Raw genomic sequence first — 17474 nt, 5'->3', positions numbered from 1 at the left:
CACTTGTACTCTGAACCTAAAGCTTATAAATAACGCCAGACTATTTCAAAGAAAACACGTAAAATAATTAAAAAATTATCTATAAAATTGAATTGGTCATGATAAAAAACGCCCATATACACTTTAACGACTTAGGCACACCGGTTGCTAATGACTTTGATGATGTTTATTTTTCTAATGACGACGGCCTCGCTGAGTCTCATTATGTGTTTTATCAACAAAACAATATAGAGTCACGGTTACAAAATCATGACCGTGAGCACTTTGTTATAGCCGAAACCGGTTTTGGTACAGGGCTTAATTTTTTAAATGCATGGCAGCAGTTTTATGACCACCTGCAATGCCCACAAGTTCAAAGTCAACAGCCTAATAACGTGCAACGACTGCATTTTATTTCTTTTGAAAAATATCCACTTAGCGTAAATGATTTAAAACAAGCCTTGCAAGCTTGGCCTAGTTTAAGTCATTTAAGCGCCCAACTCGTCTCCCACTACCCGATTAATTTAACCGGTTGTCATCGCCTTGAATTTGCCAATGGCCTTGTCGTGCTCGACCTCTACTTTGGTGATGTACTCGAATGTATTAACGCCATGAGCTACCCACAAAGTGGGCTGGTTGATGCCTGGTTTTTAGATGGCTTTGCGCCAAGTAAAAACCCCGATATGTGGCAGCAAAGTGTATTTAATGCCATGGTCGATATTTCCAGAAGCAACGCCACATTAGCCACATTTACCGCTGCGGGCTTTGTGCGCAGAGGACTAAACGAGGCAGGCTTTAGCATGCAAAAAGCTAAAGGCTTTGGCCGAAAGCGTGAGATGCTAATTGGCACACTCGCTCAGGCTAATCTAAAACAATCAGCCCCCGCCTATTTTGAACATCACCACACTCCCCTTACTAATGTGGCTGTTATTGGCGGTGGTATAGCGAGCAGTTGTATTCTTTATAGCCTCGCCAAACGCGGTATACCAAGCCACTTATTTTGCCAAGATAAACAACCGGCTATGGGTGCATCACATAATATACAAGGGGCGGTATATCCACATTTACAAGCAAAAAATTCGCCACACAGTGAACTATTTGCCCATAGTTTTTTATACGCAAAGCGGCTTTACAATCAATTACTCAACAATGGCTTTTTGTTTGATCACCAGTGGTGTGGTGTGCTGCAACATGCAGTAAAACAGCCATTGGCAGAGCGTCATCAAAATCTCGCTGATAAACAGCTGTGGCCAGAGCAGCTTATGCGAAATGTGACTGCTGATGAGGGTGATGCTATCGCTGGGGTTAAAACAGGTTACTCAGGGGTGTTTTTTGAACAAGGCGGCTGGGTTAATCCCCCCCAGTTAGTCTGTGCTATGTTAGATGCCGCACAGCAATTAAATGAGTTTGAGAGCCTATTTAATTGCCACATTGAGCAACTTAACAAACAACCCGATGGCTGGTACTTAACCACGCAAAAACAAACATTTGGCCCCTTTAGCGATGTGATTATTTGCGCCGGTGAGCACAGCGATGCATTTGCGCAAACTAAAACGCTCCCTATTGTTGGCGTACGCGGACAGGTGTCACATGTTCAAGCAAGCACGCAATCACGTAAGCTAAAAACCGTGTTGTGTCACAAGGGGTATTTCACCCCCGCTTACTTAGATCACCATTGTATGGGTGCCACCTTTGAAAAAAACAGTAAAAGTCGTGAAGTGACCGAGCAAGATAATCAAACTAACCGTGAACAATTACTGAGTTTTTATAACAACACTGAATTTGCCACCAGCTTAGGCAAAATTAGCTCAGCTAAAGCCGCTGTTCGCTGTAGTTTTATTGACCATTTACCTATGGCCGGTGAATGGATGGAGCAAACTGACTATACACATGCATTTGCTAATTTACGTTTGGGTAAGCGCTATCAATACCAAGCATTAAAAAAACCACAACAGGGCCTGCATATTTTTACCGGCTTTGGCGCGCGAGCATTATGCAGTGCACCGCTATCTGCCGAGCACTTAATTAGTAGTTTAAACAATGAACCTCGCCCACTAAGCGAACGCGTAAGCCAAGCTATTCACCCAGGCCGCTTTATTGTTCGTGACCTTATTCGCAATAAAATTTAAAGGTAATAATACCTACAAAGCTATTTACTGTAATTACCAAGAACGCAGTGTACGTATTGGCTTATACCACCGTAGCTTTGTAACCGAAGTAAGTATAATGATCGAGTAAAAAGTTCTAAAAAACGCCTTAAAAAATAGCTAATTTTAATACTCAGTTAAGTAATAACTTTTCACTAATATGTTTTTTTAAATAAGCTCGTTTAAATCCCATTTACTCTTTAAAAATAATTTCCTACCCCAAGGTCTGTTTGTACGAACAATCTTTACACCATATTGAGAAGGAATTAATTATGAGTAAGACTTTAATTATTGGCGCAAGTGGTCAAATTGGTAAAATGGCTACCAAACTACTTTTAGAAAATGAGCAAAATGTTGTTGCACTTGTAAGAGACAAAAGCAAACTGCGTGATTTAGATAGCCCATTTTTAAGTATTGTTGAACAGGATTTAGAAGGTGACTTTTCAAATGCCGTTAATGGCTGCGACCAAGTTATCTTTGCAGCAGGTTCAGGTGGAAGTACAGGCACAGATAAAACCGTACTTATTGATTTGTGGGCAGCGACAAAAGCAGCAACTTATTCTAAAGAGCACGGTGTAAAACACTTTATTATGGTCAGCTCTATTGGTGCAGACGATCCTGATGCGATAGATAGTGACTTAAAGCCTTATCTTGTAGCAAAACATATGGCTGATGAGCATTTAATTCACAGTGGACTCAATTACACAATTGTCCGCCCAGGAACATTAACTGACGAAAGTGCCTCTTTGGAAGTAACAACAGAGCGCCCTAGCGATCAGTCAAAGGCTAAAATTAGCCGCGAAAATGTAGCCAACGCATTGCTTCACGTTGCTACAAACTCATTTAATAGCAATCGTATTTTTGAGTTATTTGATGGCGATAAACCAATAAAAGCCGCTACTAAGTAAGCATTACACTCACCCCTTGCCATGCAAGCTGCATGGCAAGCAGAGTTAAAATCACTTTAAAAATAACCCTAAAACGCGCCACCGAGAGCCGCTTAAGTAAACGAATGCCTAACCAGGTGCCAATGGCTCCGCTTAAAATCATCGCCAGTGTTAACGGCAACCATTGCCAAAAGCTAAAACCTAGCCCCGCATAAACAACGGCTTTTAAGCTATGCTGCAAGGTCATAATACTTGAAAAAGTCGCGGTAAATTTAAGCTTATCGTAATGATTAATGTGTAAATAACTTGCCACCAGAGGCCCACTTGCTCCCACAAAAGTAGAAATAAATGCCGTAATTACACCCGCTATTAAACGCCCTAATCGTGAGTCTTTATTAAATTCAGGGATTGTTCCCCACAGTAAATAAATCACAAATAAAGCCACAAACAGCTTCATGCTATCAAGGTTAATATCGCTCACTACTTGGCTTGATAACCCGGCACCAATTAACCCACCCAGAGTAAAATACAACAACATAGGCTTATCAAGATGAGCAATACTTAACAATAATCGATTGGCATTAGAGCCTAACTGCACTAAACCATGAACAGGCACCACCACCGCCATCGGCATAACCGACGCCATGACCACCAACAGCATTAACCCGCCGCCCGCACCAAAAGCCGCCGATACAAACGAAGTAAACCCCGCCAGTAAAATGAGTAAAAGCGAAATTAAAGGGGAAATGTGTTCAGCTGTAAAAATATCCATATCAAAGCTCGCAGTTAATCATTGGCTCATAATACAAAAAATAGGTAAGTAAGCGACTAGTCTTTTAGTGGTATGGGGTTCGGGGTTCGGGGTTCGGGGTTCGGGGTTCGGGGTTCGGGGTTCGGGGTTCGGGGTTCGGGGTTCGGGGTTCGGGGTTCGGGGTTCGGGGTTCGGGGTTCGCAAGATAAACCAAAGCACAATAAATTCAATCATTTTAGCCATAAAAAAACCCGCGACTTGATTGCTCAAGTTGCGGGTTTTTTAGGGTTTTTAAACAAACGAATTTAAAAACCGTTATTGGTGGGCTGGGGTCATCTTAACCAACAACCTAATCACTTGAATAAAAATAAAAAAAATAAAATAAGACACATGAAGTACTACCTACGGTACTACTTGCATTAAAACTCAAATACATATTTTAGCTGCATGAACCTAAGTACGATTTAGATAATTTAAGCAACGATAGATGTATTCAGATTTTTTATGCTTAAAGTAGCTTTAGTCTCTTTATGAAAATCTATACATTTTTTTCGAGTTGATGCACCATGCTTTGGTATACGAGTAGTTACAGCGAAACACTCTTTACTGTAATCCTTGTATTTATTCCTAGTATGCACAAGTGTTGATTTTAATTGTGAAATAGCTTTATCAACGTCACACCCCTTAAGCTCTATGAATAATGCACGCTTATTAAGGTTATTAACTTCGATGATCCAATCACATTTTTCTCTGTGGTCATTTATGAGACACCCATCAACCTGAACTTTTTTTAAACTTTCACGCCTGCGATTATTAACTTCAAATCGGCTTCTATTCTCTTGAACGACAACCTTAGAATCTGTTGTTTCTGTACTACATAAATCATAATCCATTGATATTAATCCTTACTACAAGATAATAGCTTGTTCATAACCTCTTCGAAGTGCTCAGATATATTATCTAGTATATCTCCACCTATCATACGATAGCTTTCATCAGCAATGTTCTCAGTTTTTCCCTCAATAATAGTATAAGCAGATACATCCTCAAATTTAATCGGAGATCCAGTACCGTTGATCTTTTTAAATTCATCTACGGTTATTGCTTCTTTATCAAGAGTATCTCCAGCTAAAATAAAGTTGTTTAGCGCAGATAAAATATATGGACTATGCGTAGTTATAAAGAATTTTGTATCTAGAGATTCATGTAATAACGAAAGTATCGAAATAATATGACCTTGCGAAGTAGGAAATAGGTGAGCTTCAGGCTCTTCTATAAAGCATAAACCATTATCTTGCCCAGAAAGAATAGGCCAAACAGCTAGAACAAGTAACATAGGCAATGACTCTTGCTGTCCAGATGAGGCGTTAGCTAGGTTTATCTTTCTTCCTTTAGATATTAACCAATCTTGCTCGTCATGATACTCATATTCACCTTGAACTATTAATTCAATCAGTTTGTACAACTCATTTAATAAATTTTTATGATGGCGAACAAACATTTCATCCTTGTACCAGAATTTAGAGTTTTCATACATTTGACCAAACTCTTTCAGATAAGGGTCAATATCTAAGTTACTGGCTAAGAATGTAAAAATATTTTTTTGTAGATTTGCAAAAAAAGACCTAGACGCTGGTATGAAGAAAGAGTCAGAGAAAAAGCAAGGGTACAACTCTTTCAAAGGCTCATTTATATGCTCTCGCAATATTTGCCTTTCAACATGTCTAATACTAGGATTTTTTTTTCGAAGTTCTTTTTCTTCTTGTAGTTTTTTCTTAAATGCGATTTTTTTACTTTTAAACTTATTAGCTAAATCACTCGAATATTCGAGTGATATTAATGTTTTATTTTTTTGATTCTTTTTACCAGTAATTGAAAATTCTAAAGAGTCAACTTTATAAGTAATAGTAAAACTAGTACCCTCCCAAGAATACCTTGGAAATCGAGCTTCAAATTTTAAGATTATACTCCTGTCCAAGGCTCGCTTAGTATCACCTGTTCTAACTCCTTCAATAAACTCATGTGATAGGCTATTAAAAAAAGAAATTAGCTTAGCAATTAAGCTTTTACCATTGGCTTGAGGCCCAATAACCACGTTTATTTTTTTTAATTCGACTTCAGCATCTTTTATTACTAAGAAATTTTTAATTGTTAAACATTCACTCATATGAAAATCCCATTTTCTGATTGACCCCTTAAAACTATTAACAAAGTATATTCTCTTTATAATACATTACATTATAAAACTATTTATTATTAGCCCCAACTAATAATAAAAGTTATTAGCTACAATCATTATTTTTAAGTTAGGCTGTTTTTTTATGAATAAAGAAAAAACTCCCTCATGGTGTTACTTGGAAGTCTATCCTTAGAGCTACAACAACTGTAAAATTTAATTAGAGTGGCACTATTACCAACAGAAATAGCTTAATCACTTATAAGCCATTTAATTGCGACTTCATGTATCCCGGCGCTTTTTTCAAATCTAAAGGTCGAGTTGTTTGATTATAGAAGTCAGTTTTCAATGACTTTGCAATACCATCAAGTCCTGGGTAAATGGTTGATTCATTGATACCTAATAAGCTTAGTTTTATTTGGATTTGTGATTTAAGCTCGCCCGGAATTACAAACTTGTGAAGTTCACTTGTATCAAAGGCATTTCTAGGTTTATGGTGAACTGTGAACAAACCAGTTTGATTAACTACACGCTCAGATATACTAGGTCCATAGAACTCTAACGTTTCGGTCAAAGCAAACGGATTAGTGTGATAACTAGAATCGATATGTATATGGCTAATCAAACCGTAAACCGCACAATTACTAAGAACTGAAGAGCCATATAACTCCTCCGGTGAGTGCGCTGTTGCAAAGTAAAGTGCAACTAAGGGATTTACACTCCAATCGAGAAGGCGCGTTGGTAAACCATAGTGTTGAGCTAAGCTCAACCACTCCCAATCGTTTGATGGTAAGCACTGCACTCGAAGCGAACTTTTCATTTTGAACTGCTTCAGTAATGCCTTTTCTCTATCTAATTCTTCATCTAAGCTCTCAAGCTCTGGGAGACGACCCACAGATGGAATGAGTTCATATTCAGAGTTGATTACTCCTCTGAAAACCATATGATTATGAGGAACAAACTGAGTAGCGAAATTAAAAACTTTTTCAATCGAGTCAAGACTATAATTTTTCATTTAACCTCCATGGCTTATGATGCCTTTGGTGTGAACAATCATTAGCTAAATTGCAGAAAAACAATATGTTAACAGCTATAAATCTTACTCAATAACCTTTATCTGTTTAAATTTACACAATTGATTGTCTATCGAAAACAAAATAATTTGAACCCCTAATTCACATAAACAATTTATTGTTGCCTCATTTTCTAAGGGCTCTGGTAACACGACTATTCTATTAATGTCAGGTATACCGATACCATGCATGAATAGTTGACCAACTGCTGTATAGATTGATTGTGTATCGACTGATGTTTTAACTTCAAAAATTGATGTAATTCTGCCATTAAATTCAATTGCCAGGTCAATTTTTTGAGTATTAAAAACAGCCGAATATTTAAAGTTTTTTTCAACAAATTGTTTTAACTGGTCGACAACATACCCATGCATAACATTTGATTCAATAGGAGCTTTAGACTTTATTATTTTCTTACCGCTAAATTCTGAAGAAAAATATCTAGATCCAGACTCTTTAACTTTATTTATCTTCTTTTTTTCTATTTTGGAATCATATGATTTAATTGCTAAAGGTCTTATACGATTCCAGATTTCTGTATCAGTCAATCTTTGGAGGCGGTCAAATACTTCTTGATTAGCAGCAGAAAGTTTTTGTGGATGACTATCTTCACTCATCCAACCTGTGCGTTTATTATCTAGATGGCTATCAAAATGATCTCGAATGTTTTTTAAACTATTCTTAAATTCAACTTCAGTTTTATCACTACCAAAAGTAGCATAGAATTTCGAGTATGCTTCTTTCCATGAAGAAGCTTCAAGAATTGAGGGCGGCTCTTTGACTCCATACCTCGATAAAAAATAACCAACCTCAATTAGTCGTATATCAAGAATACTACTCATAACGTCCCTATTGACCTAACAGTTTACTCTACCCCATGCTGTAATTTATAACATACCAAAACGTCGGTTAATAATATTATTGAGGATAATTTCGAATTTTAATAATGTTCAATAATATTGTGGGTATGTACTTATGCGCCTCACAACTTATAGAAAAACTACAATACCTTGACTTAAAGAGCAAATCGTTAAAATGTGCTGTATGCGTTCCAAAAAATAAAAAATAAGCAAACAATATCAGTGACTTAACTTTCCACATTTGTTCCGAATTGTTCCGCGTTGTTCCTTTTTTTCTTAGCATATTTACTACTCTATTATGAAACTAACTTACTCTTAATACGGCTCGTCCCATAGTTTTTTGTCTGTGGTGGTTTGTTGCTTTTACTTCTTACTTTAGCCAAATAAGAAATACGCCATATAGCCTCTTGGAGTGAATCGAAATCACCTCGCATAATGTTGTAGTAGCAGTGCTTTGGGGTATATTGTGAACCTTGTAGCTGGTACTCCCAGATAGCTTTTACCTTAATCAAAATATCGTGCGGATGACGTACTTTATGACCATCGAGCATCAAAACGTAGTGGTAATGTTGTTGCTTAGCGGTTTCAATTTCACGGCACCAAATGAAGCCTATGCGCTTTAATTGATAAGAGCGTTTGAGCCATTTAAATAGAATTCGATTAAATTTAGTGATCACTTGGTTATTCGGCGAGTACTCGTAAAGGCGAAGATCAAAGCGAATTAGGTGTACTTTGCTATGGTGCTCTAATATCGTATCAACTTGGTTTATCATCCTCTTAGCCATAGTTAAGTAAATACCACTATGCTGACCGTTAACCCAAAATACCTGATTATTTACCTCAATAGCCCTAACCTTAACCTTATAAGACATACAACACTCAAGAGATATTATTAATTACCTAGTAGCATGTTAGTCACTACTAACGCTAATCAATAAGTGTGAATTTATAGCACCAGCGTTTTGCTAATAATTTATGGGGTTAAAAACCTATAATTAGCGACCAATAAGCGTTTTTTAAATCCATACATAGCACCCAAAGTAAGCGAGCACTAACATTGTTTAGGCAGGTAATTAGCGTTATGCTTAAAAGTGCTGGTGGTTTAACTTCCACATTGCGCCACCAGCACACCATTTATAAGTCGCATTGAAATTAACTTTCTTTGCGGCTTTCCTCGTTTTTATACAATGCTTGCTGCTCTTTTGTCATCGACAAAACCAATACCGGAAATGCTGTTAACCGCCCCGTTGAAGGGCACTCGGCCTCTTTATCTTCTACGGTAAATAAGTAGCCTTTTCGTTTAAGTGCATATACCACATCTTTCAGGTCATCAATTCCAATATAACGAGCCATGTTAGTATTTATTGTTAGCCCTTGGCTTATTACACTCAACACATAATTCGACTCTTTTTGGCAATCGCTTGGCTCTGGCAAGCCTAGCTCTAAGCATTTATTTCTACGGATCATAACTGCAACTCCTTTATGCCACGATTACTAATAATACTTTGTACTAATGCTTTTAATTGTTGCTCTGTGTAACCTGCAATCATCGCTTGGACTACTTTGTCACATTCGCTTTCCACAAAGCCAACAGCTCTTACTCCCAAGCTTATGGGCGTAGGAAATAGACCTTCATTAATGCGGTTATAGAGTGTCGATTTTGACCAGCCAGTTTTATTTAAAACTTCAGGTCTGCGGATAATTTTAGAAAAACTTTTAATGTTCATTTTTAATTGCCTTAGTACGTTATGAAATGGTTCAGGCACATTAAAACGAATGAATTCTGGGTTAGGCTAGTGAGTGAGTCAAAAAAAAATTAGGGTAACTCGAGTCACCCTAATCTTGAATAACTAAATTGGCTTGATAATTGACGCAATTGCTTTTATTTTTACCTTACTCATATGATGGTACGTTACACCCCGAGTCGCATGTGTTATACCTCGTATTTTACTTTCTGCTAATAACCACTCTTTAACTATATAATTCGGCGGGTCCTCTCTTTCTAATTTATCAACATAAAAGTATTTGTATGCATCTAGTATTAATTGCAATTCTGGTGGGTAAGTTGCTGGAATATTAGTCATATCTTCGTATTGTTCAGTCTTCTTATTTAGAGTCTGCTCAAAGGTACTTTTTGGTTTTTCTTTAGTTATTAGAGGAACTCCTAATCGATCACAACATTCAATGAACTCTATGTAATTAAAATAAATAGTTCTCTTTTCATCTTGAGCACAGGACTGCGTCATTAAGTCAGTCGCATAGCTTAAATCTGGGCGTGAACAATATTCACCACATTCATATGTGTAATGATAAATATTTTTCATTGAGTCACCGTCAACAAGCTTCTTTTTTTGTTTAATAAACCCGGCCACATAAGTTTTAATGTAGCCATCATCAAATGGAATTTCACTTACTATGCCTTCATAATAAATATAAGTATTAAGATCATTCATAACGTCATGAATCGGTATATTAATTAACGACTGTAGCTGCTCTTTGGTAAAAAAGTCATTTTTAAAATCACTTTCCATATTCATTTCTTTATTATCCATAATAACCTCAACCAACTATTTTTAGGGTGGTATTAGAGCTTCCTACTTTGCCTTGCTTAGCTAGTTCAATATATTCAGACCACCAGCTCATCATTACTCGTCTGCGCTCTAGATAATCAGTTCGGTTGTATGCTCGCCTTACCTCGTCTTTATCAACATGTGCTAGTGCAGCTTCAACTACATCACCTTCAAAGCCATGTTGATTCAGTGCTGTACTGGCTATAGCTCGCATGCCGTGAGCAACTAATCGATTTTCATACCCCATGCGCTTTAAAGCCATGTTAGCTGTTTGCGCATTAAGGTGAGTTCGAGGGTTTCTATCTCCTGGAAATACATGTACACGATGACCACTAATAGGCTTTAGTCTATCTAGTATATCTATTGCCTGATCCGTTAGTGGAACAGTATGTCGTCGCTCCGACTTCATTCGTCCAGCAGGGATCTCCCAGAGCTTATTTGCAAAATCGATTTCAGACCATTCTGTTCCTGCAGCCTCACTGGGCCTTAGCATCGTATGTAACTGCCACTCAATTAAGAAACGAGTAACAACCTTAATACTTGCATAATGAATCGCCCCGTGTTTGCCAGAGACTCAATAACTTGAGAAACTGGAACTATGAAAAAATCAAATCGCTATACATCAGAATTTCGTGAACGTGCAATTAGGCTTGTTACCACACAACAGCATGAATACCCTTCTCTTTGGGCTGCGCTCGTATCGATTTCAGATAAACTGGGATGTACCCCAGAAACACTTAGAGCATGGGTCAAGAAATCTCAAGCTCAACCGTCTAAACCCTCTTCTAATACGCAATCAACTGAAGAACGCCTTGCCGTCTTAGAGCGCGAGAATAAAGAGCTCAAGCGAACGAATGATATCCTGAGGCAAGCTGCCGCTTTTTTCGCCCAAGCGGAGCTCGACCGCAAACAGAAGTAATAGTGGATTTTATTGATGCTTGCAGAGAGCATTACGGTGTCGAGTCAATTTGCAAGGAATTGCCGATTGCACCATCAACGTATTATTCTCATAAACAGATACAAAGAGAGCCTGAGCGACTGTCTAACCGCAAAAAGCGTGATGCTGAGCTGATAATACTCATTCGCGAAGTGTGGGAGGATAATATGTCAGTTTATGGTGCAAGAAAAATATGGAAGCAGCTACAGCTTGACGACCATCAAGTCGCCCGCTGTACAGTCGAACGATTGATGCGAGTTATGGGAATTCAAGGTGTTCGTCGGGGTAAAGCACATAAGACAACGATACCTGACGAGCAACAAGATAAGCCACTTGATTTAGTTAATCGTCAATTTACTGCTGAGCAGCCAAATCAACTTTGGGTAGCTGACATCACCTATGTTGCCACATGGAGTGGGTTTGTTTATGTCGCTTTCGTGATAGATGTTTTTTCACGATACATTGTAGGTTGGCGTGTATCAACGACAATGCACACAGAGCTTATTCTTGATGCGTTAGAGCAAGCTATTTGGCATCGTGGCAACCCCGAAGGGTTAATTCACCACAGCGACAGAGGCAGCCAATATTTGTCTATACGATACACTGAGCGACTTGCTGAAGCTGGAATTCAAGCGTCTGTAGGCAGTGTGGGTGACTCTTATGACAATGCATTGGCTGAAACAATAAATGGATTATTTAAAACAGAGATTATTCGCAGAAATGGCCCGTGGAAGAATGTTGATGCTGTTGAATACGCAACGTTAGAGTGGGTCAATTGGTTTAATAATCAACGCTTATTATCTTCAATTGGGTATATTTCACCAGCTCAATATGAAACAGACTACTATGATAATTTAAACGAGTCAGGTAAAGTGGCCTGACTTAAACAAACTGGTCTCCGATGAACTCGGGGCGATTCATAACTAAGATCCTTCATCAGCTCAGGGAGTTCTTCTGGTGGGATAGTAGGCATGTTTTCTTTTACTGGCTTTTGAAATGCAGATTTTAAACCAGATAAAGGATTAGCATGTATTAACCCTGTATTGACAGCATAGGTCATAATTTCATTTAACCTCTGGCATAATCGCTTGACCGTTTCCAAAACCCCTTTAGCGGCTATAGGCTTAATTACATCAATAACTTTTGGTGCAGTTATTTTGCTTATAGGTAACTTTCCTAACTCTGGAAATAGGTGGTTTTCTAACGAGCGCCATAAATCAATTCCATAATTTTCGCTGACTTGTGTTTTCTTTATTTCAAACCAATTAGTAGCAACATGCTTGAAGGTGTTTGATACGGCCTCTAACTGTATGCGGTTATGATCTTCTTTGTATTCTTTGGGGTCGATGTCTTTAGCCAGTAACTCTCTAAATTTTGATTTTAATTTACGGGCATCCGCTAAAGATATAGCTGGGTAACCCCCTAAACCAATACTGGTCCGCTTTTTTGTGTAAGGTTTGTAATAGTCTAACAACCAAGATTTATTGCCGTTAGGCTTAACTCTAAGTTGCAAGCCGTCGCCATCAGATAATTTATATACCTTCTCTTTTCCCTTGGCTTGCTTAACTTCCGTATTGGTTAGTGGTTTTGTTTTTGCCATAAAGTAGTACCCGATTTACTTTAACTGAAGTAGTACTACCAAATGTACTACTTTAGAATCTGGATGTCACTGTTCATTAAAAACTCTAATTGGAACCTAAACCAGCAGGAAAGTGAGCTATACATGGAATTTAAGGAAAAAAAAAGACGCCTAAAAGGCGTCTTATTTTTTGGTTTGGTGGAGCTGGGGGGATTTGAACCCCCGTCCGAAAAGCCTCGACCGTCGGTACTACATGTTTAGTATTGTCATTTAATTAACCTTTAAATCCCGGACAAACACGGTAGATAAAGGCGAGGCCGCTTAGTTTTAACGCTTCAACCCCGGCCAGGGTTTCCGTCGCGATCAGGTGTTAGGGTGACACTCCAAAATCCAGTCCACAAGAATACATGGAAGGAGCGCTAGCCAGCCTAAGCTGCTAGAGAGTAGTTATCGTCGTTTGCGATTACTTTAAATTGCGGCTTTTTTACGAGGCAAACCGCACCTCGACATGCACCTCGGGCTTCTTGAATTCCGTCGAATCCTAATCAGCCCCTGAATAAGGTTACTCATTCAGAGTGTGCAAGCAGTATAACCGAGTAACCTACGAATACTCAACACCTTAGGCGTTTTATTTTATCAATTGGTTAATCATGCATCAAACACACATGTAAATGTAAAATATTGAACAATTAAGAAACAATTACTTAACAATAATGGTGCTTTATGCTCAAATGCAAGGCTAGACCTTGGTCTAATAAATTATAAAAAATAATAACAGACATATTACCTAGAGGATTTATAAATGTCGGTTTTTTCTTTTGATGAGCAAACGGGGTATATCTCTTTAGTTTCACACCCTCATGTTTCAGGTTTAGCCTCAACAGCAACACAGCTTATTGAATTAATTGGACAGTCAGAATATTGCGAGTGTGAGGTTATTGCTAGCAATATTGGTAAGCTGTTTGCTCAAAATAACGCCGAAGAAGCCCCCTCTTTAGTAATTGCTCAAGCCATTGATGCAAAGCTAACCATTAACATTGATGAAAAAAATATGCTTGTTGAAGCTACTCTTATTACTGCCAAGGGCGGTAAATTACTTAACATGGAACAAGCAATTGACGTGTTAGCTCAGGCAGGGATTGTAAAGGGTATTAGCTCTCATGCATTAGAACAGTTATTGGCGCAACAGTTTGAACAACTCTCAGGAAGCACGCATTGCGCTGAAGTCGCTTTTGGTCGTGCACCTAAAGTGGGTAACGATGCCAAATTTGTGCGTCTTTGCTGCACAGCGCAAGACCGCGTACTTAGCCCACAAGCTAAAGGCGGTGGTAAAGTCGATATGAGAAACCTAGGTGATATTATTACTGTAAAACCTGGTTGTGAATTAATGCGGCGCATTCCAGCAACATCGGGGGTTGATGGGTTTACTGTGTTTGGAGATGTGCTAACTGCAATCCCTGGCAAAGAGCATAAATTACAACCTTTTGACGGTACTAAAATTGCGCCCGATAACCCCAACTTACTAATTGCCGACTGTACTGGTGTACCGGTTGCCCTTCCCCGTGGTATGCGTGTTGATGATGTTTTATGTTTTCATAATATTGATCCCAGTACTGGCCATGTTGAATTTGATGGCAGTATTATAGTCAGTGGTGATATAAAAGATGGCATGCGCGTGACTGCTACCGGCGATATTACTGTTTTAGGTTTTGTTGAATCGGCGCAGTTAAAAAGTAATAGCGCTATCACAATAGTAAAGGGAGCAATTGGCAGAAAACGAGAAGCCGATGAGCCATTCACATGTTCTATTTTTGCTAAACGAACTGTTGCACTTGGTTACTCTCAATACTGTGACATAAAAACGGAGCAAAACTTATTAATAGAACGCCAGTCATTACATTGTGACTTGAGTGCTGGAAATTTAATTAGGGTTGGCAGCGCAAAAGCTCCTAAAGGGAAAATTATTGGTGGCCATATTCTAGACGCAATGCGCATTGAAACAGGTGAATTGGGCGCACCAGCAGGAACTAAAACCCGTGTTTGCATTGCACAGCGGTGGTATGTGCTAAAACAAAAACAAGCGCAAATCACTGACTTTGAAAAAGTTTTAATCAGTAAGTCAATTGAACTACAGCAAGCGCGCCAGCGAATTAATAAACAAGTTGCAAGCGCACAGCGTCAGCAGTTCTTGAATAAAATAACATCGAATGAAGAACACATAGCAAACCGAAGCGCCAGTATCAGTCAGGAAAAGCAGTTGCTAAGAAAGAAAATGGCGCAGCTTTTAGCGCTCAGTCGTTTAAAAGTTAATGAGCTTATGCACCCCGGGGTGGAGCTTAAAATTGCACGAGAATCAATTAGCTTTTCGCGTAATTATCCACCACATTTAATCACTCACAGTGAAGGTAAAATAACGCAATCTTTTTAATAACGCTTATTAAGACTGGCTCAACCCAAAAGTAAGTATTCACTATTGTGAACTTAATCTTGGTTACTTGCTTCGTCTAAGTTTTGTTGTGTTTCATCTATAGCAAGTGGCCAACCACCTAGTTGCTGCCAACGATTGACAATTAAACAATATAATTCAGCGGTGCGTTCTGTATCGTATAACGCAGAGTGTGCTTGTTTGTTATCAAACTCTATTCCTGCCGCGCGGCACGCTTTAGCCAATACTGTTTGCCCTAATGCTAAGCCTGCAAGTGATGTGGTATCAAAACTAACAAACGGATGAAATGGTGTGCGCTTGATGTTATTACGCTCAATAGCGGCATTTAAAAAGCCATGGTCAAAAGCGGCATTATGAGCAACCACCACAGAGCGCTGACACCCTGCGGCTTTTTGCGCTTTGCGCACTACTTTACAAATTTCTTTAATCGCCTCTTCTTCAGGGACAGCCCCTCGAAGTGCTGAAAAAGGTTCAATACCATTAAACTCAATGGCGGCTTGTTCAATGTTTGCGCCCTCAAACGGTTGCACATGAAAATGAACGGTATGATCGATACTAAGCAGTCCTTCGTCATCCATTTTTAAAACGGATGCTGCAATTTCTAGTAGTGCGTCGGTTTCTTTGTTAAAACCGGCGGTTTCAACATCAATAACCACAGGAAAAAAGCCACGAAAGCGTTGTGCGAAAAGTGTTTGCTCAGTATTTGCCATAGTATTCTTGGTTTATAGGGATTAGCTGTCTATTATGTCAAAATTGAGCCCCTGTCGGCTAGGGGATTTATTGATTAATTGCAGTTAAACTATAGGCATGTTACTTGCTAGGTAATTAACGTTTGCGCTGAATTATTTGCTGTTGCGTAATATTTTACGGTTTTTGTCACTTTTTTGGCAGAGCTAGATAACTGGAGAATTCTCGATGAAGTGTAAGTTGTTATTTATTAGCCTAGGCATTAGTAGTGTGCTGTATAGTTTGAATACAACTGCGGCAATGCGCCAGTACACGGCTAACCAAGATAATTCAAACTGGAACTTGGTTAAAACAACTCGCTTACAATGCCAATTAAATCATGAAGTTCCCTACTATGGTGAAGCTGTTTTTAAAGCATCTGCAAGTAAAAACAAAGATCTTACCTTTAATTTAGACATGGTGGTACGCCCAGAAAATTACGCGATTGCCGGTTTAAAAGCGGTGCCACCTAGTTGGCGAGCAGGTCGCCCTGCCCGTGATATTGCTGATATGAAATTACTTAAAAAGTTTGATGGTGAACTAGGTAATAAAACAGCGTGGGAAATGCTAACTGAACTTGAAAAAGGGAACCAACCTACCTTTTACTATCAAGACTGGCAAAATAGTGCCGACAAAATTGCCGTGGGAATCTCTAATATCAACTTTAAACAAGCTTATTGGGCCTTTTTACAATGCCGAGACGAATTGCTGCCATACAATTTTGAAGATATTTCGTTCACTATAATGAACTACGAATCGAATAGCAGTAAATTAACCAAATCATCGCAGCAGCGCCTTGATAAAATTGCTGAGTATTTAAAAAACGATCCCAGTGTAGAATCAATTAGTATTGCATCGTACACCGATAGTTATGGCGGTCGTTGGAATAACCTCGATTTATCAAGAAAGCGTGCTAAGGAGATTAAAGATTACATGGTTGGCTTAGGCGTTGATGAAGCTAAAGTGGTTACTGAAGGCTTTGGTGAAAAACGCTTTGTAGATACTAATGACAATATTTTAGGCCGTGATAAAAACCGCCGCTTAGTGATTCAAATCGCTAAAATGTAAATTGTCGTATTCCTTTTCGACCGACGGTGTAATGGATAACGCTTTCGGTCAATACATACCATTTTTGTGATGCCTATTTTATACATAGCAAACAGCCTCCCTTTTAATTATTAACATTTAGCTTTTTATTTTTTCATTTATATTAATAAGTTAAATTTCCTTTTTTTGATGATTTTGGCTTTTTTAGTACAGTTGTAAATAGAAGATTACATTTTATTTTGTCTCTTTTATGACAAAACTATTTAAGTTTTACACAACTAGTTATATCTTGCGTG

The 17474-nt window shown here is 38.5% G+C and carries 15 protein-coding genes, 1 other RNA gene, 2 pseudogenes and 1 other annotated feature; of the genes and pseudogenes, 5 read left to right on the top strand and 13 right to left on the bottom strand.

Going from position 1 to position 17474, the window contains the following annotated elements; all coding sequences use genetic code 11:
- Nucleotides 1-98: 98 nt before the first annotated feature.
- Both mnmC and LOC50_RS03715 read left to right on the top strand, forming a co-directional pair.
- Nucleotides 99-2108: a bifunctional tRNA (5-methylaminomethyl-2-thiouridine)(34)-methyltransferase MnmC2/FAD-dependent 5-carboxymethylaminomethyl-2-thiouridine(34) oxidoreductase MnmC1 gene (gene mnmC, locus LOC50_RS03720; protein WP_250653646.1), complete on the top strand. Its 2010-nt coding sequence runs from the start codon at nt 99-101 to the stop codon at nt 2106-2108.
- Nucleotides 2109-2398: 290 nt separating this feature from the next.
- Entirely contained in the window at nt 2399-3034 is a 636-nt protein-coding gene (locus tag LOC50_RS03715; protein ID WP_036981882.1) for an SDR family oxidoreductase, read from the top strand.
- On the opposite strand, the gene LOC50_RS03710 is transcribed toward LOC50_RS03715, so the two are convergent.
- The 10 genes and pseudogenes from LOC50_RS03710 to LOC50_RS03665 all read right to left on the bottom strand — a co-directional run.
- Nucleotides 3027-3785 (bottom strand): sulfite exporter TauE/SafE family protein, encoded by a 759-nt coding sequence (locus tag LOC50_RS03710; protein WP_250653645.1) that lies wholly within the window; start codon nt 3783-3785, stop codon nt 3027-3029. The two genes, LOC50_RS03715 and LOC50_RS03710, sit on opposite strands and share 8 nt — an antisense overlap.
- 452 nt (nt 3786-4237) lie before the next feature.
- Complete coding sequence (locus LOC50_RS03705; protein WP_250653644.1) at nt 4238-4657, bottom strand: hypothetical protein; 420 nt, start codon at nt 4655-4657, stop codon at nt 4238-4240.
- A 5-nt stretch (nt 4658-4662) separates the two neighbouring features.
- Complete coding sequence (locus tag LOC50_RS03700; RefSeq protein WP_250653643.1) at nt 4663-5931, bottom strand: AAA family ATPase; 1269 nt, start codon at nt 5929-5931, stop codon at nt 4663-4665.
- A 268-nt stretch (nt 5932-6199) separates the two neighbouring features.
- Nucleotides 6200-6955: an FRG domain-containing protein gene (locus LOC50_RS03695; protein WP_250653642.1), complete on the bottom strand. Its 756-nt coding sequence runs from the start codon at nt 6953-6955 to the stop codon at nt 6200-6202.
- Nucleotides 6956-7039: 84 nt separating this feature from the next.
- Nucleotides 7040-7855: a hypothetical protein gene (locus tag LOC50_RS03690; protein ID WP_250653641.1), complete on the bottom strand. Its 816-nt coding sequence runs from the start codon at nt 7853-7855 to the stop codon at nt 7040-7042.
- A gap of 314 nt (nt 7856-8169) precedes the next feature.
- The gene (locus LOC50_RS03685) at nt 8170-8745 is read right to left on the bottom strand and encodes a YagK/YfjJ domain-containing protein (RefSeq protein ID WP_250653640.1); all 576 of its coding nucleotides are present in this window, start codon (nt 8743-8745) and stop codon (nt 8170-8172) included.
- A gap of 280 nt (nt 8746-9025) precedes the next feature.
- Entirely contained in the window at nt 9026-9340 is a 315-nt protein-coding gene (locus LOC50_RS03680; protein ID WP_250653639.1) for a hypothetical protein, read from the bottom strand.
- On the bottom strand, nt 9337-9600 hold the full coding sequence (locus tag LOC50_RS03675) for a helix-turn-helix transcriptional regulator (protein ID WP_004588382.1): 264 nt from the start codon (nt 9598-9600) through the stop codon (nt 9337-9339). The genes LOC50_RS03680 and LOC50_RS03675 overlap by 4 nt, the downstream gene beginning before the upstream one ends.
- Before the next feature lie 123 nt (nt 9601-9723).
- On the bottom strand, nt 9724-10425 hold the full coding sequence (locus tag LOC50_RS03670) for a hypothetical protein (RefSeq protein WP_250653638.1): 702 nt from the start codon (nt 10423-10425) through the stop codon (nt 9724-9726).
- Nucleotides 10426-10432: 7 nt separating this feature from the next.
- A pseudogene (locus LOC50_RS03665) lies at nt 10433-10996 on the bottom strand (tyrosine-type recombinase/integrase); the annotation flags it as partial.
- A 45-nt stretch (nt 10997-11041) separates the two neighbouring features.
- Between LOC50_RS03665 and LOC50_RS03660 the strand changes: the two are divergent.
- A protein-coding gene (locus LOC50_RS03660; protein WP_223230517.1) for an IS3 family transposase occupies nt 11042-12261 on the top strand; the annotation gives its coding sequence in 2 pieces (ribosomal slippage) (nt 11042-11330 and nt 11330-12261; 1221 coding nt in all).
- Nucleotides 11320-11436 (top strand) — a sequence feature (AL1L pseudoknot). (Overlaps the previous gene by 117 nt.)
- 14 nt (nt 12262-12275) lie before the next feature.
- Here LOC50_RS03660 and LOC50_RS03655 read toward each other — a convergent pair.
- A pseudogene (locus LOC50_RS03655) lies at nt 12276-12980 on the bottom strand (phage integrase central domain-containing protein); the annotation flags it as partial.
- 175 nt (nt 12981-13155) lie between these two features.
- Nucleotides 13156-13512, bottom strand: a transfer-messenger RNA (tmRNA) gene (gene ssrA, locus LOC50_RS03650).
- 249 nt (nt 13513-13761) lie between these two features.
- Here ssrA and LOC50_RS03645 point away from each other — a divergent pair.
- Complete coding sequence (locus LOC50_RS03645) at nt 13762-15387, top strand: flagellar assembly protein A (RefSeq protein ID WP_250653637.1); 1626 nt, start codon at nt 13762-13764, stop codon at nt 15385-15387.
- Between the two features lie 53 nt (nt 15388-15440).
- Here the strand turns inward: LOC50_RS03645 and rnt are convergent, their stop codons facing one another.
- Nucleotides 15441-16115: a ribonuclease T gene (gene rnt, locus LOC50_RS03640; protein WP_069438664.1), complete on the bottom strand. Its 675-nt coding sequence runs from the start codon at nt 16113-16115 to the stop codon at nt 15441-15443.
- A 205-nt stretch (nt 16116-16320) separates the two neighbouring features.
- Here rnt and LOC50_RS03635 point away from each other — a divergent pair, with 205 nt between their 5' ends.
- Nucleotides 16321-17199 carry a flagellar protein MotY gene (locus LOC50_RS03635; RefSeq protein WP_138627690.1) on the top strand — a complete coding sequence of 293 codons (879 nt, stop codon included), beginning with the start codon at nt 16321-16323 and terminating at the stop codon, nt 17197-17199.
- Nucleotides 17200-17474 lie beyond the last annotated feature (275 nt).

Source organism: Pseudoalteromonas sp. SCSIO 43095 (genome assembly GCF_023650455.1).
Taxonomy (GTDB): domain Bacteria; phylum Pseudomonadota; class Gammaproteobacteria; order Enterobacterales; family Alteromonadaceae; genus Pseudoalteromonas; species Pseudoalteromonas tetraodonis.
Note: the sequence above shows the minus strand (reverse complement) of the source record. Positions and strands in the feature narration are given on the sequence as shown.

Bases quoted from the DNA above. Each gene is read 5' to 3' on its own strand.
- mnmC (WP_250653646.1), top strand. From the start codon at position 99: ATGATAAAAAACGCCCATATACACTTTAACGACTTAGGCACACCGGTT.
- LOC50_RS03715 (WP_036981882.1), top strand. From the start codon at position 2,399: ATGAGTAAGACTTTAATTATTGGCGCAAGTGGTCAAATTGGTAAAATG.
- LOC50_RS03710 (WP_250653645.1), bottom strand. From the start codon at position 3,785: ATGGATATTTTTACAGCTGAACACATTTCCCCTTTAATTTCGCTTTTA.
- LOC50_RS03705 (WP_250653644.1), bottom strand. From the start codon at position 4,657: ATGGATTATGATTTATGTAGTACAGAAACAACAGATTCTAAGGTTGTC.
- LOC50_RS03700 (WP_250653643.1), bottom strand. From the start codon at position 5,931: ATGAGTGAATGTTTAACAATTAAAAATTTCTTAGTAATAAAAGATGCT.
- LOC50_RS03695 (WP_250653642.1), bottom strand. From the start codon at position 6,955: ATGAAAAATTATAGTCTTGACTCGATTGAAAAAGTTTTTAATTTCGCT.
- LOC50_RS03690 (WP_250653641.1), bottom strand. From the start codon at position 7,855: ATGAGTAGTATTCTTGATATACGACTAATTGAGGTTGGTTATTTTTTA.
- LOC50_RS03685 (WP_250653640.1), bottom strand. From the start codon at position 8,745: ATGTCTTATAAGGTTAAGGTTAGGGCTATTGAGGTAAATAATCAGGTA.
- LOC50_RS03680 (WP_250653639.1), bottom strand. From the start codon at position 9,340: ATGATCCGTAGAAATAAATGCTTAGAGCTAGGCTTGCCAGAGCCAAGC.
- LOC50_RS03675 (WP_004588382.1), bottom strand. From the start codon at position 9,600: ATGAACATTAAAAGTTTTTCTAAAATTATCCGCAGACCTGAAGTTTTA.
- LOC50_RS03670 (WP_250653638.1), bottom strand. From the start codon at position 10,425: ATGGATAATAAAGAAATGAATATGGAAAGTGATTTTAAAAATGACTTT.
- LOC50_RS03645 (WP_250653637.1), top strand. From the start codon at position 13,762: ATGTCGGTTTTTTCTTTTGATGAGCAAACGGGGTATATCTCTTTAGTT.
- rnt (WP_069438664.1), bottom strand. From the start codon at position 16,115: ATGGCAAATACTGAGCAAACACTTTTCGCACAACGCTTTCGTGGCTTT.
- LOC50_RS03635 (WP_138627690.1), top strand. From the start codon at position 16,321: ATGAAGTGTAAGTTGTTATTTATTAGCCTAGGCATTAGTAGTGTGCTG.